The following is a 15,237-nucleotide window of genomic DNA, read 5'->3' as shown; positions in this document are numbered from 1 at the left end:
CGGGCGGGGTGGGGTGTCGGTCGGCGGGGGCGGGGTCTTGGGGGGTGTGGTGGGGCGGGGCGGGGCCGTGGGCACCGGGAACGTCCGCATGTGGGGGCTCCAGGCGCTGCCCGACACCGGCGCGCCGAGGGGGGTCGGGACGTCAGTGCGGGGCCGCTCGGCCCGCGCGGCGGAGCCTCGGGGCGCCTCACCCGACGGCGGCGCCGCGTAGGACAACCGGAACGGCGCACCCCGCGCACCCCTCCCGGCGTCCCGCCCTGCAGGCTCCTGCCCGGCAGGCCCGGACGGCACGTCACGCCCCGCCTCCCGGCCGCCCGGCACCGGCGCTACGGCCCCGCGGGCATCGGTTTCGCGACCGGAGGACGTCGAACGCACGCCACGCCCACCCTCGGCCCCGAAGGACGAGGACGGCACGTTCCGGCCGGCTCCGGCGCCCCAGGCGTCCTCCGGGGACGTGGGGCGGGGCGGGCGGAGGTTGGGGGAGCGGGGGCGGGTGATGCGCTCGGTGCTGGAAGAGCCGTCGGCCGGCCGGTCCCCCGCGCCCTGCTCGCCCTGCCCCACCGCACCCCCCCGACTGGTCCCGTCATCACGACTCTGCTGTCCACCGGACCGACCCGGCAGCTGGTCCTGCCCGGTCCGCTCGGCCCCACCGGTGAATACGTCCGACCGGCGCGACCCATTCACCCGGTCGGGGCGCTCGAAGAAACCCGGCCCGTCCCCCCGCCCCGCGTCACCGTCGGCGGCGGGCGCGGGATCCCCGGGCGAGGGCTGTCGCGGGATCGGGGCGTGCTGCGCTTCCCTGCTCATGCGCCCCCCGTCTCCTCGTACCCGGGCCACCTTCTCGTACGGGCCGTCCCGCTCCCCGGCGCGCAGAGTCCACCCCGGGCAGACCTACCCCTGCCCGCGGCTCCGCATCCCGGCGCGGGCCGGGCGACCAGGCCGGTTCCGCCGTACGTGCGCGTCACTCTACGGGTTGCACGAGCGCGAACGGGAACCAGTCCACGCCCCCGGGGCATCTGCCCGGATCGTCCCCCTACCCTGCGGTAATCCTGTCTGGCAGGCTTCGTTCATGACTGCGCGCGCCGCCGACAGGGCCCGTTACGACCGGGCCACCGCCCACCTCGACGCCCCTCTCGCGATCGTCGACCTGGAAGCCTTCGACGCCAACGCGGACGACATCCTGCGCCGGGCCGGCGGCAAGCCGGTACGGGTGGCGAGCAAGTCCGTGCGCTGCCGGCACCTGCTGGAACGGGTGCTGGCCAAGGACGGGTTCGCCGGGATCATGTCCTTCACGCTCGCGGAGTCGCTGTGGCTCGCGCGGTCCGGCTTCGACGACGTCCTGCTCGCCTACCCGTCCGCCGACCGGACCGGGTTCGCCGAGCTGGCCGCCGACCCCAAGCTCGCCGCCGCCGTGACGGTGATGATCGACGACCCCGCCCAGCTCGACCTGATCGACACGGCCCGCGACGGCGGCACCGAAGTCGTGCGGGTCTGCCTGGAGTTGGACACCTCGCTGAAGCTGCTGGGCGGCCGGGTGCGGATCGGGGCCCGCCGCTCGCCGCTGCACTCCCCCGCCCAGCTCGCCGACCTCGCGCGGGCCGTGGCCCGCAGGCCGGGCTTCAGGCTGGTGGGGATCATGGGGTACGAGGGGCACATCGCCGGGGTCGGCGACTCCGTCGCCGGCCGGCCGCTGCGGTCCCGCGCGGTGCGGCTGATGCAGGCCACCGCCCGCCGCGAGCTGGCGGAGCGGCGCGCCGCGGTGGTGCGTGCGGTCCGGGCCGTCGCTCCTGACCTGGAGTTCGTCAACGGCGGCGGCACGGGCAGCGTGCAGTACACGGCGGCGGAGGAGGCGGTCACCGAGATCGCGGCGGGTTCCGGCCTGTACGTGCCGCGCCTCTTCGACAACTACACGTCGTTCACCGGCCGTCCGGCCGCGCTGTTCGCCATGCCGGTGGTGCGGCGGCCCGGGGTCGGCGTGGTCACCGTGCTCGGCGGTGGCTACCCGGCCTCGGGCGTCGCCGGCCGCGACCGGCTCCCGGTGCCGTACCTGCCGGAGGGACTGTCGTACGACCCGCAGGAGGGCCCCGGCGAGGTGCAGACCCCGTTGCTGGGCGCCGCGGCGGACGATCTCCTGATCGGCGACAAGGTGTGGTTCCGGCATGCCAAGGCGGGCGAGCTGTGCGAGCGGTTCGCCGCGTTGCAGCTGGTCGAGGGCGACCGGGTGACGGCGACCGTACCGACGTACCGGGGCGAGGGCCACACCTTCCTCTGACCTTGGGGCCGGGCGGCCCGCACCCGGCCCGGCCCGGCCCCCGGACGCCTAGAGGGGCGTGACGTACGCCCCGGAGATCCCGCCGTCCACCAGGAAGTCGCTGGCGTTGACGAACGAGGAGTCGTCGCTCGCCAGGAAGGCGACGGCGGCGGCGATCTCCTCGGCCTCGGCGAACCGGCCCACGGGGATGTGCACCAGCCGGCGGGCGGCCCGCTCAGGGTCCTTGGCGAACAGCTCCTGCAGCAGCGGGGTGTTGACCGGTCCGGGGCACAGGGCGTTGACGCGGATGCCCTCGCGGGCGAACTGCACGCCCAGCTCACGGGACATGGCCAGCACCCCGCCCTTGGAGGCGGTGTACGAGATCTGCGAGGTGGCCGCGCCCATCCGGGCCACGAAGGACGCCGTGTTGATGATGGAGCCCTTGCCCTGCCGCCGCATGTAGGGGATGGCGGCCTTGCAGCAGAGGTAGACGGAGGTGAGGTTGACCTCCTGGACGCGCTTCCAGGCCTCCAGCCCGGTCTCCAGGATGGAGTCGTCGTCGGGTGGTGAGATCCCGGCGTTGTTGAAGGCGATGTCGACGCTGCCGTACGTCTCGTAGGCCGTCCGGAACAGGGCCTCGACCTGTTCGGGGTCGGTGACGTCGACCTTCACGAAGGTTCCGCCGACCTCCTCGGCCGCGGCCTTGCCGCGGGTCTCGTCGACGTCGCCGCAGACGACGTGGGCGCCCTCGGAGGCCAGCCGCCGGGCGGTGGCGAGGCCGATGCCGCTGCCCGCGCCGGTGATGACGGCGGTACGGCCGACGAGCCGGCGGCAGACGATCTCTTCGGTGGATGCGGTCACTGTGCGGGGCCCTCCGTGCTGATGAAGACGTTCTTGGTCTCGGTGAAGGCGGTGAGCGCGTCCGGGCCGAGTTCGCGGCCGATCCCCGACTGCTTGAAGCCGCCGAAGGGGGTCCAGTAGCGGACGCTGGAGTGGGAGTTGACGGACAGGTTGCCGGCCTTGACGGCTGCCGAGACGCGCAGCGCGCGGCCCACGTCCCGGGTCCAGATCGATCCGGAGAGGCCGTACTCGGTGTCGTTGGCGAGCCGGATCGCGTCGGCCTCGTCGTCGAACGGGATGACGACGGCGACCGGTCCGAAGACCTCCTCGACGGCCACCCGCGCGTGCGGGTCGACGCCGGTGAGGACGGTCGGCGGGAACCAGAAGCCGGGGCCCTCGGGGGTCTCGCCCCGGATGCCCGGCGCGTCCGCGTCGACGTAGGAACGGACGCGTTCCAACTGGGCCTTGGAGATCAGCGGGCCCATGTCGGTCCCCTCGTCCGCCGGGTCGCCCACGGTGACGGACTCGATCGCGGGGGCGAGCAGGGCCAGGAAGCGGTCGTGGACGGACCGTTGGACGAGGATGCGGGTGCGGGCACAGCAGTCCTGCCCGGAATTGTCCAGGAAGGACATCGGGGCGGCGGCCGCGGCGGCCTCGATGTCGGCGTCGGCGAAGACGATGTTGGGGCTCTTGCCGCCGAGTTCGAGGGTGACGCGCTTCACCTGGTCGGCACAGAGCGCCATGATGCGCCTGCCGACCAGGGTGGAACCGGTGAACACGATCTTGGCGACGCCGGGGTGGCGGACCAGGGCCTCGCCCGCGATGTCGCCGCGGCCGGGGAGCACCTGGAAGAGGTCTTCCGGGAGCCCTGCCGCCAGGGCGAGTTCGGCGAGGCGGAGGGCGGTGAGCGGGGTGGTCTCGGCGGGCTTGAGGAGCACCGCGTTGCCGGCGGCGAGGGCCGGGGCGGTGCCCCAGGCCGCGATGGGCAGGGGGAAGTTCCAGGGGGCGATGACGCCGACGACCCCCAGGGGTTCGAGCAGCGTGACGTCGAGGCCGCCCGCGACCGGGATCTGCCGTCCGGTCAGCCGTTCCACTCCCCCGGCCGCGTAGTCGAGCAGGTCACGGACGTTGCCGGCCTCCCAGCGGGCGTTGCCGAGGGTGTGGCCGGCCTCCCGGACCTCCAGCCGGGCCAGTTCCTCGCGGTGTTCGTCCACCACGGCGGCGAACCGGCGCAGCAGCCGGGCCCGTTCGCCGGGGGCGAGCGCGGCCCAGCGCTCCTGGGCCCGCGCGGCCCGCCGTACGGCGGTGTCGATGTCCTCCGCCGCGGCTCCCGGGACGGTGGCGATCACCTCCTCGGTGGCCGGGTTGAGGACGTCGAGTTCGTACTGTTGCGACGATGCGTACGGTTGCGACAAGTGGTGCCTCACATGCGTTCGAAGGAGCGGCGCAGCTCCCAGTCGGTCACCGCGGCGTCGAAGGCCTCCAGTTCGACGCGGGCCATGTTGCGGTAGTGCGCGACGACCTCGTCGCCGAAGGCGGCCTTGGCGACAGGGCTGTTCTCCCAGAGTTCGGCGGCCTCGCGGAGGGTGGTGGGGACGTGGGCGAAGTCGGCGGCGTAGGCGTTGCCGGGGCAGGGCTCGGGGAGTTCGAGTTCCTGCTCGATGCCGTGGAGCCCGGCCGCGACCAGTCCCGCGACGGCGAGGTGCGGGTTGACGTCGCCGCCGGGCAGCCGGTTCTCGAAGCGCAGTGAGCGGCCGTGGCCGACGACCCTGAGGGCGCAGGTGCGGTTGTCGTGGCCCCAGGCGACCGCCGTCGGGGCGAAGGAGCCCGGCTGGAACCGCTTGTAGCTGTTGATGTTGGGGGCGTAGAGGAGTGAGAAGTCGCGGAGGGCGGCCAGCTGTCCGGCGAGGAAGTGCCGCATCACCTGGGACATGCCCTGCCCGTCGGCGAACACGTTGCGGCCGTCCGCGTCCGTCAGCGACAGGTGGATGTGGCAGGAGTTGCCCTCACGCTCGTTGTACTTGGCCATGAAGGTGAGGGAGACGCCCTCCTGGGCGGCGATCTCCTTGGCACCGGTCTTGTAGACGGCGTGCTGGTCGCAGGTGACCAGGGCCTCGTCGTAGCGGAAGGCGATCTCGTGCTGGCCGGGGTTGCACTCGCCCTTGGCGGACTCGACGGTCAGCCCGGCCCCCGCCATCTCGTTGCGGATGCGGCGCAGCAGCGGCTCGATCCTGCCGGTCCCCAGCACCGAGTAGTCGATGTTGTACTGGTTGGCCGGGGTCAGCCCGCGGTAGTTCGCGTCCCAGGCGGCCTCGTAGGTGTCCTTGAACACGATGAACTCCAGCTCCGTACCGACCTGTGCGGTGTAGCCGAGTTCGGCGAGGCGCTCCAGCTGGCGGCGGAGGATCTGGCGGGGGGCGGCGGCGACCGGGGAGCCGTCGTTCCAGGCGAGGTCGGCGACGAGCATCGCGGTGCCCGCGTTCCAGGGCACGCGGCGGAGGGTGGCGAGGTCCGGGTGCATGGCGAAGTCGCCGTAGCCGCGGTCCCAGGAGGACATGGCGTAGCCGTCGACGGTGTTCATCTCGGTGTCGACGGCGAGGAGGTAGTTGCAGCCCTCGGTGCCGTGGTGGAGGACCTCGTCGAGGAAGAACCGGGCGGCGAACCGCTTTCCCTGCAGTCGCCCTTGCATGTCGGGGAAGGCCAGGACGACAGTGTCGATCTCACCGCCCGCGACGAGTGTGTGCAGTTCCTCGACGCTCAGCGGGGGTGTGCGGTCTGCCACGGGGGGTGCTCCTTCGGCGTCTGTCACGACGGTGCTGCACTGCTGCGGCCGGTCCGGGAGCTCTAAGGTATGGGTGCGAACCATTGCTTGGGAAGGGGGTACGGCCCTATGTCGCCGGACGCGGACGGCGCCCTCGACGACCCGTTGACGCCGGTGCTGCGGCCGGTGCGGGCGGGCAACGGCTTCGAGGAGGCGCTGGAGCAGATCCTCCAGGTCGTTCGTCTCGGACTGGTCCCGGGCGGCGAACGGCTGCCCGCCGAGCGGGAGCTGGCGGAGCGCCTCGGCATCAGCCGGGTGACGCTGCGCGAGGTGCTGAAGGTGCTCCAGGACCAGGGCCTGGTGGAGTCCCGCCGGGGACGGTACGGCGGGACGTTCGTCCTGCCGCGCGCGGACGCGGGCGGCGAGGACGAACTGCGGCGCCGGGTCGCCGAGGTCGACATCGAGGACGTGCTGCGGTTCCGCGAGGTGCTGGAGGTGGGCGCGGCCGGGCTGTGCGCGTCGCACGGTCTGCCCGCCGACCAGGCGCACCGTCTCCGGGAGGCCCTGGCCCGTACCCATGAGGCGCCCCTCGCGGACTACCGCCGCCTGGACACGCTGCTGCACCTGACGATCGCCGAGCTGTGCGGCTCGCCGTCCCTGACCGCCCAGTACGCGGCGGTCCGGGCGACCGTCAACGACCTGCTGGACTGCATCCCGCTGCTGGTCCGCAACCTGGAGCACTCGCAGCGCCAGCACATCGCCCTCGTGGAGGCGGTGCTGGACGGGGACGCCGACGGCGCCCGGGAGATGATGCGGGAGCACTGCGCGGGGACGGCGGCGCTGCTGCGGGGTTTCCTGGCGTGAGGCCCGGCCGGCATGTCATAAAGGTGTGCACATAAAGGTGCGTGCGTAAACCTTTACGACTCGGGAGGGGCCCATGTCCGGACGGCCGCTGATCGGCGTGAGCACATATCTGGAGGCCGGCACGCGGTGGGGCGTCTGGGAGCTGGAGGCGGCCCTGCTGCCGGCCGGCTATCCGCGCCTGGTCCAGCGGGCGGGCGGGCTGGCGGCGATGCTGCCCCCGGACGCCCCCGAGCACGCGGCGGCGGTGGTGGCCCGGCTGGACGGCCTGGTGATCGCGGGCGGCCCGGACGTCGAACCGGTCCGCTACGGTGCCGAGCCCGGCCCCCGCACCGGCCGCCCCGACCGCCCGCGGGACGCCTGGGAACTGGCCCTGATCGACGCGGCCCTGACGACGCGGGTCCCGCTGCTCGGTATCTGCCGGGGCATGCAGCTCCTGAACGTCGCCCTCGGCGGCACCCTCGTCCAGCACATCGACGGCCACGCGCGGACACCCGGCGTCTTCGGCCGGCACCCGGTCAAGCCGGTCCCCGGCACGCTGTACGCCGCGGCCGTCCCGGAGGAGACCTCGGTCCCCACCTTCCACCACCAGGCGGTGGACCGCCTCGGGGCGGGCCTCGTGGCCTCGGCCCACGCGACGGACGACGGCACGACCGAGGCGATCGAGCTGCCCGCCGGACGGGGCTGGGTCCTCGGGGTGCAGTGGCACCCGGAGATGGGTGAGGACCTGCGCGTGATGCAGGCCCTGGTCACAGCCGCGTCCTGAGCCGGCACTTGCGCGGCGGATGCCGGACCGGCGTGGGTCAGCCGCGGGTGAGGGAGAGGAGTTCTCGTGCGGGGCCCGTCGGGCGGTGCCCCGTCGGCCATACCGCCCGCAGGTCGCGGCGCAGCGCCACTCCCTCCACCGGGACGCCCATCAGCCGCCGCATCGCCAGTTCCTCGCCCACCGCGAGCTCGCTCAGGACCGCCGGGCCCGCGCCGCTGACCGCCGACGCCTTCACCGCCGTCGTCGAGGACAGCTCGATCAGCGGACGGGCCAGGCCGCCCAGGGCCGCGTCGAGGACCTGCCGGGTGCCGGAACCGCGTTCGCGGAGGATCAGCGGGGTCGCCGCCAGTTCCGCCGCGGCCAGCGGGCGCCTGCGGCGGGCCCAGGGATGGGCGGGCGCGACCACGACGATCAGACGGTCGTGGGCTATCACCGTCGAGTCCAGGCCCTGCGGGACCGTCAGCCCCTCCACGAACCCCAGGTCCGCCTCGCCCGCGAGCAGCCGCTCCGCGACCGTCGCCGAGTTGCCCGCGAGCAGGGACACCGCCGTGTCGGGACGCTGGGCGCGCAGCGCGAGCAGCCAGCCCGGCAGCAGGTACTCGGCGATCGTCATGCTCGCCGCGACCCGCAGCCGTGAGTCCCGGCGGTCCCGCAGCGCCTGCGCCCCCGCGTCGAACGCCTCGGCCGCCTCCACCACCCGGCGCGCCCAGTCGGTCACCAGCGCCCCCGCGTCCGTGAGCCGGGAACCGCGCGGTGAGCGGTCGACGAGCGCCACGCCCAGCTGCCGTTCCATGGAGCGGATCCGGCTGCTGGCCGCGGGCTGGCTGATGCCGACCTCCCGCGCCGCCGCCCCCAGGCTGCCCAGCCGCGCCACCGCCAGCAGCAGCTCCAGCGCGCCGAGGTCCGGCACCCGGTGCGCCAGCGTGCCGCCGCCCGTCCGTTCCTCCGTCTCACTCATAAGGCCAGCTTATGCCCTCATAGGGACGGGGTCCCTGGTGGTGGCCCCGGGTCGGCGGGAGCGTGGTCCCATGGTCACCGCAGTCCGCCATCTGGGCCCCCACTGGTACGCCTCCGTGATGGGCACCGCCGCCCTCGCCGTCGGCGGCGGCACGCTCACCACCGGCGGCTCGCGTGCGCTGTTCGTCGGCATCTGGGCGTTGTCCCTGCTGCAACTGGTGGTCCTGCTGGCCGCCCGCGCCCTGCACTGGACCCGCCACGGCGACCAGGCGCGCGCCCACCTCCAGGACCCCGCCATGGCCCCGTTCTACGGCTGCCTGTCCATGGCCCTGCTCGCCGTCGGCGGCGGCGCCCTCGCCCTCGGCCGGGACTGGATCGGCGAACCGGCGGCCGTCGTACTGGACTGCGTGCTGTTCGTCGCCGGGACGGCGGTCGGGCTCGCGGCGGCCGTCGCCGTCCCCTACCTCATGGCCGTACGGCACCGGGTCGAACCGGGGCAGGCCTCGCCGGTGTGGCTGCTGCCGCTGGTCGCACCGATGGTGTCGGCGGCGCTGGGGCCCCGGCTGGTCCCGTACCTGCCGCCCGGACAGCCGCGCGCGACCCTGCTCTACGGCTGCTTCGCGCTGTTCGGGCTGAGTCTGCTGGCCACCCTGCTGATGCTGTCCCTGGTCTTCGCCCGGCTGGTGACCGGCGGTCCGCTGCCCCTCCCGCTCACCCCGGCGCTCTTCCTGGTGCTGGGCCCGCTCGGGCAGTCGACCACCGCGGTGGGCGCCTTCGCGGACCTCGCGCCCGGAGTCGTGCCCGCCCCCGTCGCCACCGGCTTCGGCGTGCTCGCCGTGGTGTACGGCGTGCCCGTCATGGGGTTCGCGCTGCTGTGGCTGGCACTCGCCGTCGCCCATCTGGTGCGGGCCCGGCGGCGGGGCATGCGGTTCGCCATGACGTGGTGGACCTTCACCTTCCCGGTGGGCACGTGTGTCACCGGCGCCGCCGCCCTGGGCCGGCACACCGGGCTCGCCGTGTACGACTGGCTCGCGGCGGGTCTGTACGGCGTCCTCGTCGCCGGCTGGCTCGCGGCCGCCTGCGGCACCGTGCGCGGGCTGTTCAGCGGCGAGCTGCTCGCAGGGCCTCGCCCAGCACCCGTGGCGCCGTCGCCAGTGACGGGCCGTACCACGTCAGGTGCCGGCCGCTGACCAGCGCGCAGGGCAGCCCGCCGAAGGCCTCCGGCCCGTCGTCGGCGGTGAAGCGGTAGGGCTCGTCGGGGAGGACGACCAGGTCCGGGGAGGCGGCGACCAGGTCGGGGACCGGGACGCGCGGGTACCGCTCGGGGTGGGCCGCGAAGAGGTTCCGCACGCCCAGCCGCGCCAGCACGTCACCGGCGAAGGTGTCCCGGCCGAGGACCATCCACGGGCGCCGCCAGATCGGCACGACCGCGGTCGTCGCGGCCGGTCCCGCGGGCGGCGGCCCGGCCCAGGCCGCCTCCGCCTCGTCCAGCCAGCGGGGACGGTCGCGCACCCCGCACGCGGCCAGGACCCGGGGCAGCTCCCGGAAGGCCTCCGGTACGTCACGCACCCTGGTGACCAGCACCTCCACGCCCGCGGTGCGCAGGGCGTCCAGGTCGGGGGCGCGGTTCTCCTCCTCGTTGGCGATCACCAGGTCGGGCGCGAGGGCCAGGACGCGGTCGAGGGCGGGGTTCTTGGTGCCGCCGACACGGCGCACGTCGAGGTCCGCCGGGTGGGTGCACCAGTCGGTGGCGCCGACGAGCACCCGCCGGTCGGTCTCGGCGATCGCCTCGGTGAGGGAGGGGACCAGGCAGACCGTTCGGGGAACGTCAGCGCGAGCGATCCTGGACCGCCTCGATGTGTTCGGCCACCGCGACGACGACGACCCTGGTGTCGGGGACCGTGGCGCGCCACCGGTGGCGGACTCCGCCGGTGAGGTAGAGGGTGTCGCCGCGGCCGAGGCGGTAGGCGCGGCCCTCCGCCTCGATCTCCACCGCGCCGTCGGCGACGTACATCAACTCGTCGTTGCGGTGCTGGAATTCACGGCCGGCGTCGTGGTCGCCGGTGAACTCGGAGGCGTGCAGCTGATGGTGGCCGCGGACCAGCGAACGCACCCTGGGTGCGAAGTCCGGCTCGGCGGTGTCGGCGCGTACGAGGTCCACGCTGCACGCCGGGTCGGCCGCGGCGAGGAGTTCGACGGCCGTGGTGCGCAGGGCGTCGGCGACCTTCTCCAGGGAGGTGCGGCTGGGCCGGGCCCTGTCGTTCTCGATCTGGCTCAGGAAGGGCACCGACAGGCCGCTGCGCTCGGCCACGACGGCGAGGGTGAGCTCCAGCGCTCGGCGGCGCCGCCGGACTGCCGCGCCCACCCGCACGGGCTGCTCCTTGTGGTCGCCCATCGCTCCGGCTCCCTCCTTCGCTCGTCGTCCGTCTTCCGGTTCCGGGTCACCCGGCTTCGGCCGGCCCCTCCCGAGGGGTTCTCTGCACCCTACGCATGTTCGGCAAACCGTTTCAGGCGGGCGCCACATCCCTGTCACGTCCGTTCGGTACCACCCTCACAGTTCGCGCCAGTGCGCGCGGTCGCCGGGGCGCGCCGGGCGCGGCCCGCCCCGGCGGGACGAACCCGCTGACCAGGAGGGGCGGACACCCGGCGGGACCGGCGAGCGGCCCGGCAGGACCGGCCGCGAGGGGCCCGCTGCGGCCGGTGGCGGGCGGGCCGGACGGCGGGTACGGCCGCGGGGAGGCCCCTGAGGTTCAATGCGGGAGCGATCGGCGATGTTCCCGGCGCCGGCCGCGCAGGGCGAGGCCTGGGCAGTGCTGTAGCGCTGCGTGGTTGGCCGGATCCTTTTCGCGGGCGTGGACACGGGTGTGGATACGGACGCGGGCGCGGGCCGGTCGACGCGCCCCGGTGGTGTCGGCGGGGTACGGCATGATGCGTGGCGTGACCGCACGACTGATGCTTCTCGACACCGCCTCGCTCTACTTCCGCGCCTACTTCGGCGTCCCGGACTCCGTGAAGGCACCGGACGGCACCCCGGTGAACGCCGTGCGCGGACTGCTGGACTTCATCGACCGGCTGGTCAGGGACCACCGTCCGGACCGGCTGGTGGCCTGCATGGACGCCGACTGGCGGCCGCAGTGGCGGGTGGACCTGATCCCCTCCTACAAGGCGCACCGGGTCGCCGAGGAGCACGAGTCCGGCCCGGACGAGGAAGAGGTACCGGACACCCTCTCCCCTCAGGTTCCGGTCATCGAGGAGGTCCTGGACGCGCTCGGCATCGCCCGGGTCGGCGTCGCCGGCTACGAGGCGGACGACGTGATCGGCACGTTCACCGCACGCGCCGACGGCCCGGTCGACATCGTCACCGGCGACCGCGACCTCTACCAGCTGGTGGACGACGAGCGGGAGGTGCGCGTGCTGTATCCGCTCAAGGGTGTCGGCACCCTGCAGACCACCGACGAGGCGTGGCTGCGTGAGAAGTATGGGGTGGACGGACCGGGGTACGCGGATCTGGCGCTGCTGCGCGGTGACCCGAGCGACGGTCTGCCGGGCGTGCCGGGCATCGGCGAGAAGACCGCGGCCAAGCTGATCGCCCAGTTCGGCGACCTGGCCGGGATCATGGCGGCGGTCGACGATCCGAAGGCGAAGCTCACGCCGTCGCAGCGCAAGCGGCTGGACGAGGCGCGGCCCTATGTCGCGGTGGCACCGAAGGTGGTCCGGGTCGCCGGTGACGTGCCGTTGCCGGAGGTCGACACCACCCTGCCGAAGGCCCCACGCGACCCGGGGCAGTTGGCCACCCTGGCGACCCGCTGGGGTCTGGGCGGTTCACTGAATCGCCTGCTGACGACGCTGGAAGCGTGAGGCGGAGAATTTTCCCGGCAAAACACCGGTAAAACACGTGCCCCACGTGTTCATGGAAGCGGCGTCGATCAGGAAAGAGATGCTAACTTAGGTAACCCTAACCATTGGAGCAGGAGGCCGGTCATGGCAGAGCGCCCGGGACGTAAGCCGCGCAAGCCGCAATCCGCCCAGGTCGTGCGTACCGAGCGACTGACCCCGCACATGCAGCGCGTGGTCCTCGGCGGCGAGGGACTGGCCGGCTTCGCCGCGGACACCTGCACCGACCACTACGTCAAACTCCTCTTCGGACCTGAGGGCGTCACCTACCCGGAGCCCTTCGACCTGGAGCAGATCCGCGCGGAGTACCCGCGGGAGCAGTGGCCGGTGACCCGTACCTACACGGTGCGCTCCTGGAATCCCGAACTCCGGGAGCTCACCCTGGACTTCGTCGTGCACGGCGACGAGGGTCTGGCCGGGCCCTGGGCCTGCCGGGTACAGCCCGGCGAGACCGTGCGCTTCATGGGCCCCGGCGGCGCCTACGCCCCCGCCGCGGACGCCGACTGGCATCTGCTGGCCGGCGACGAGAGCGCGCTGCCCGCGATCGCCCGCTCCCTGGAGTCCCTGCCCGCCGGCGCCCGGGCCTTCGCCTTCGTCGAGGTGTCCGGCCCCGAGGAGGAGCAGAAGATCGACTCGGACGTGGAGGTCGTCTGGCTGCACCGGGGCGAGCGGCCGGTCGGTGAGGCCCTGGTCGCCGCCGTACGGGCGCTGGAGTTCCCGGAAGGGCGGGTGCACGCCTTCGTCCACGGCGAGGCCGGCTTCGTGAAGGAACTGCGGGCCCTGCTGAGGGTCGAACACCAGATCCCGCGCGACGACCTGTCGATCTCCGGCTACTGGCGCCTCGGCCACAACGAGGACGGCTGGCAGGCCTCCAAGCGTGACTGGAACGCCCGTATCGAGGCGGAGCAGGAGGGCGGCGCGGCCGCGGCCTGAGCAGCAACCCTGGTGGGGCGCCGTCACCCGGAAGCCGGGCGGCGCGCCCCACCGGACACCGTCACACGGACCGCTGGTAGGACCTGAACGTCCTGATCGACAGCCAGACCGCCGCGACCGCGAGTGCCAGCAGCGCCCCGCCCCGGCCGCACACCGCACCCCAGTCCGGGTCCGCCGACATCGCCGAACGGCCGGCCACCATGGCCCAGTCGAGGGGGTTGAAGTCGGCGATGTGCCGTATCCAGCCGGGCATCTGGGACGGCGCCATGAACGCGCTGGACAGGAAGGTCAGCGGGAGAAGCAGGAAGGTGTTGATCCCGATGATCGACTCCCGCTCGCGCACCAGCATGCCGAGCGCGTTGGACAGTGCGCCGAAGACGGTGCCGAGCAGCACGGCGGCCACCACCAGGACCACGATCCCCGCGACCCCGCCCGGGTAGTCGGCGCCGCCCAGCAGCCCGAGCAGCACGATGATCACTGACTGGCCGGCGGTGACCAGGCCGTTGTTCACCACGTTGCCGTTCATCAGCGCGGCCCTGCTGACCGGGGTGGTCAGGAAGCGGTTCAGGGTGCCGCGCTGGATCTCCTCCAACGTCCCCATTCCGGCCCACATGTTGGAGCTGAGCGCGCTCATCACCACGACGCCCGGCACCAGGTAGTCGAGGTAGGAGGTGGTCCCGAAGCCGCCCAGCTCGACGACCTTCTTGAAGAGGTTGCCGAACAGGAACAGCCAGATCACGGGCTGGATCAGGGTGATGACCGCGTACGCGGGCTGGCGGGCGAAGACCAGCAGTTGGCGCTGCGCCATGCACCAGGTCTGGGAGACGGCGTTGCTCATCGGGCACCTCCGGTCGGGGCGAGCGCGTCGAGGGCACCGTCGGCCTCCGCGTACCGGCGGCCCGCGTAGCGCAGATAGACGTCGTCCAGAGACGGCCGGGCGACCGTCGCGGCCACCACGGTCACCCCGGCCCGCTCCAGCGCGGCGAGCAGCGCGGGCATGGCGGCGGCCCCGTCGTCGGCGCGCGCGCCGATCCGGCGTCCGTCGAACAGTGCCTCGTGCACGCCAGGAAGACCGGTCAGCGCGGTCGCGAGCAGGGTGCGGCCCGCCTCCCCGGGCGCCTCGCGCAGTTCCACGTGCACGGCGTCGCCCCGCAGTTCGCCCTTGAGGGAGTCGGGGGTGCCCTCGACCACGACCCGGCCGCGGTCGACGATCGCGATCCGCTCGGCGAGCCGGTCGGCCTCCTCCAGATAGTGCGTGGTGAGCAGGATCGTCAGGCCCTCCTCACCGGCCAGCCGGCCGATCTCGTCCCACATGGCGGTGCGGGCCTCCGGGTCGAGGCCGGTGGTGGGCTCGTCGAGGAAGAGCACCTCGGGGCGGTGGACCAGGCCGAGGGCCACGTCGAGACGGCGCCGCATGCCTCCGGAGTAGCCCTTGACCGGGCGGCCGGCGGCCTCCGTGAGGCTGAAGCGGGCCAGCAGTTCGTCGACCCGGCGGTCGAGGGCGGCGCCGCGCAGGCCGTAGAGCCTGCCCTGGAGAGCCAGGTTCTCCCGGCCGGTGGCGACCGGGTCGGCGCCGGAGTTCTGCGCGACCACACCGATCGCACGGCGCACCCGGTCGGGGTGGCGCAGCACGTCGTGGCCGGCCACGGTGGCGGTGCCCGAGTCGGGGCGGGCCAGGGTGGTGAGGATCTTGACGGTGGTGGACTTGCCTGCGCCGTTGGGCCCGAGGAGCCCGAAGACGGTGCCGGGTTCGACGGTGACGTCCAGGCCGTTCAGGGCGGTGACGTCACCGGGGTAGGTCTTGATCAACTGGCGCGCCTGCACTGCGGGCGCACGGGTGCTCATGTCGACTGCTCTCCTGAGGATTCGTGGGACTTCACGAGTGATCCGCACGATGAGCACCGGGCTATCCTGGGTGTGCCGCACCTCGATGGCCCGGAGCCGCCGCACGGCGGGTTCGGTTCGGGGTTCGAG

14 protein-coding genes are annotated in these 15,237 nt (G+C 73.5%); 6 read left to right on the top strand and 8 right to left on the bottom strand.

The window, feature by feature from the left end; all coding sequences use genetic code 11:
• Window positions 1–1,069 precede the first annotated feature (1,069 nt).
• On the top strand, window positions 1,070–2,272 hold the full coding sequence (locus AB0G52_RS00995; RefSeq protein WP_361332591.1) for an amino acid deaminase/aldolase: 1,203 nt from the start codon (window positions 1,070–1,072) through the stop codon (window positions 2,270–2,272).
• A gap of 48 nt (window positions 2,273–2,320) precedes the next feature.
• On the opposite strand, the gene AB0G52_RS00990 is transcribed toward AB0G52_RS00995, so the two are convergent.
• The 3 genes from AB0G52_RS00990 to AB0G52_RS00980 are packed head-to-tail and all read right to left on the bottom strand — an operon-like array spanning window position 2,321 to window position 5,873.
• On the bottom strand, window positions 2,321–3,112 hold the full coding sequence (locus tag AB0G52_RS00990) for a 3-oxoacyl-ACP reductase (RefSeq protein WP_132889166.1): 792 nt from the start codon (window positions 3,110–3,112) through the stop codon (window positions 2,321–2,323).
• Complete coding sequence (locus tag AB0G52_RS00985; RefSeq protein ID WP_361332588.1) at window positions 3,109–4,506, bottom strand: aldehyde dehydrogenase family protein; 1,398 nt, start codon at window positions 4,504–4,506, stop codon at window positions 3,109–3,111. Before AB0G52_RS00985 ends, AB0G52_RS00990 begins: the two co-directional genes overlap by 4 nt.
• An 8-nt stretch (window positions 4,507–4,514) precedes the next feature.
• Window positions 4,515–5,873, bottom strand: coding sequence for a glutamine synthetase family protein (locus AB0G52_RS00980; RefSeq protein WP_361332585.1), 1,359 nt, complete (start codon window positions 5,871–5,873; stop codon window positions 4,515–4,517).
• Window positions 5,874–5,981: 108 nt separating this feature from the next.
• On the opposite strand from AB0G52_RS00980, the gene AB0G52_RS00975 reads away from it, so the two are divergent.
• On the top strand, window positions 5,982–6,716 hold the full coding sequence (locus tag AB0G52_RS00975; protein WP_132889163.1) for an FCD domain-containing protein: 735 nt from the start codon (window positions 5,982–5,984) through the stop codon (window positions 6,714–6,716).
• 73 nt (window positions 6,717–6,789) lie between these two features.
• A complete protein-coding gene (locus tag AB0G52_RS00970) occupies window positions 6,790–7,479 on the top strand; it encodes a gamma-glutamyl-gamma-aminobutyrate hydrolase family protein (RefSeq protein ID WP_361332582.1) in 690 nt (229 codons plus the stop codon).
• 37 nt (window positions 7,480–7,516) lie between these two features.
• On the opposite strand, the gene AB0G52_RS00965 is transcribed toward AB0G52_RS00970, so the two are convergent.
• Window positions 7,517–8,437, bottom strand: coding sequence for a LysR family transcriptional regulator (locus AB0G52_RS00965; protein WP_361332579.1), 921 nt, complete (start codon window positions 8,435–8,437; stop codon window positions 7,517–7,519).
• Between the two features lie 70 nt (window positions 8,438–8,507).
• Here AB0G52_RS00965 and AB0G52_RS00960 point away from each other — a divergent pair, with 70 nt between their 5' ends.
• Entirely contained in the window at window positions 8,508–9,626 is a 1,119-nt protein-coding gene (locus tag AB0G52_RS00960; protein WP_361332576.1) for a TDT family transporter, read from the top strand.
• Here the strand turns inward: AB0G52_RS00960 and AB0G52_RS00955 are convergent.
• On the bottom strand, window positions 9,538–10,278 hold the full coding sequence (locus tag AB0G52_RS00955; RefSeq protein WP_132889159.1) for a helical backbone metal receptor: 741 nt from the start codon (window positions 10,276–10,278) through the stop codon (window positions 9,538–9,540). The genes AB0G52_RS00960 and AB0G52_RS00955 overlap by 89 nt on opposite strands.
• Window positions 10,265–10,831: a helix-turn-helix domain-containing protein gene (locus AB0G52_RS00950; protein ID WP_132889158.1), complete on the bottom strand. Its 567-nt coding sequence runs from the start codon at window positions 10,829–10,831 to the stop codon at window positions 10,265–10,267. The genes AB0G52_RS00955 and AB0G52_RS00950 overlap by 14 nt, the downstream gene beginning before the upstream one ends.
• Before the next feature lie 533 nt (window positions 10,832–11,364).
• Between AB0G52_RS00950 and AB0G52_RS00945 the strand changes: the two genes are divergently transcribed.
• Both AB0G52_RS00945 and AB0G52_RS00940 read left to right on the top strand, forming a co-directional pair.
• The gene (locus AB0G52_RS00945) at window positions 11,365–12,294 is read left to right on the top strand and encodes a 5'-3' exonuclease (protein ID WP_361332941.1); all 930 of its coding nucleotides are present in this window, start codon (window positions 11,365–11,367) and stop codon (window positions 12,292–12,294) included.
• Window positions 12,295–12,417: 123 nt separating this feature from the next.
• Window positions 12,418–13,263, top strand: coding sequence for a siderophore-interacting protein (locus tag AB0G52_RS00940; protein ID WP_132889156.1), 846 nt, complete (start codon window positions 12,418–12,420; stop codon window positions 13,261–13,263).
• Between the two features lie 61 nt (window positions 13,264–13,324).
• Here the strand turns inward: AB0G52_RS00940 and AB0G52_RS00935 are convergent, their stop codons facing one another.
• Together AB0G52_RS00935 and AB0G52_RS00930 are read right to left on the bottom strand one after the other, a co-directional pair.
• Window positions 13,325–14,101, bottom strand: coding sequence for an ABC transporter permease (locus AB0G52_RS00935; protein WP_361332573.1), 777 nt, complete (start codon window positions 14,099–14,101; stop codon window positions 13,325–13,327).
• The gene (locus AB0G52_RS00930) at window positions 14,098–15,108 is read right to left on the bottom strand and encodes an ATP-binding cassette domain-containing protein (RefSeq protein ID WP_132889154.1); all 1,011 of its coding nucleotides are present in this window, start codon (window positions 15,106–15,108) and stop codon (window positions 14,098–14,100) included. Before AB0G52_RS00930 ends, AB0G52_RS00935 begins: the two co-directional genes overlap by 4 nt.
• Window positions 15,109–15,237: the final 129 nt, after the last annotated feature.

This window comes from Streptomyces sp. NPDC021562 (assembly GCF_040640875.1).
Taxonomy (GTDB): domain Bacteria; phylum Actinomycetota; class Actinomycetes; order Streptomycetales; family Streptomycetaceae; genus Streptomyces.
This window is presented reverse-complemented; position numbering and strand designations above follow the sequence as displayed.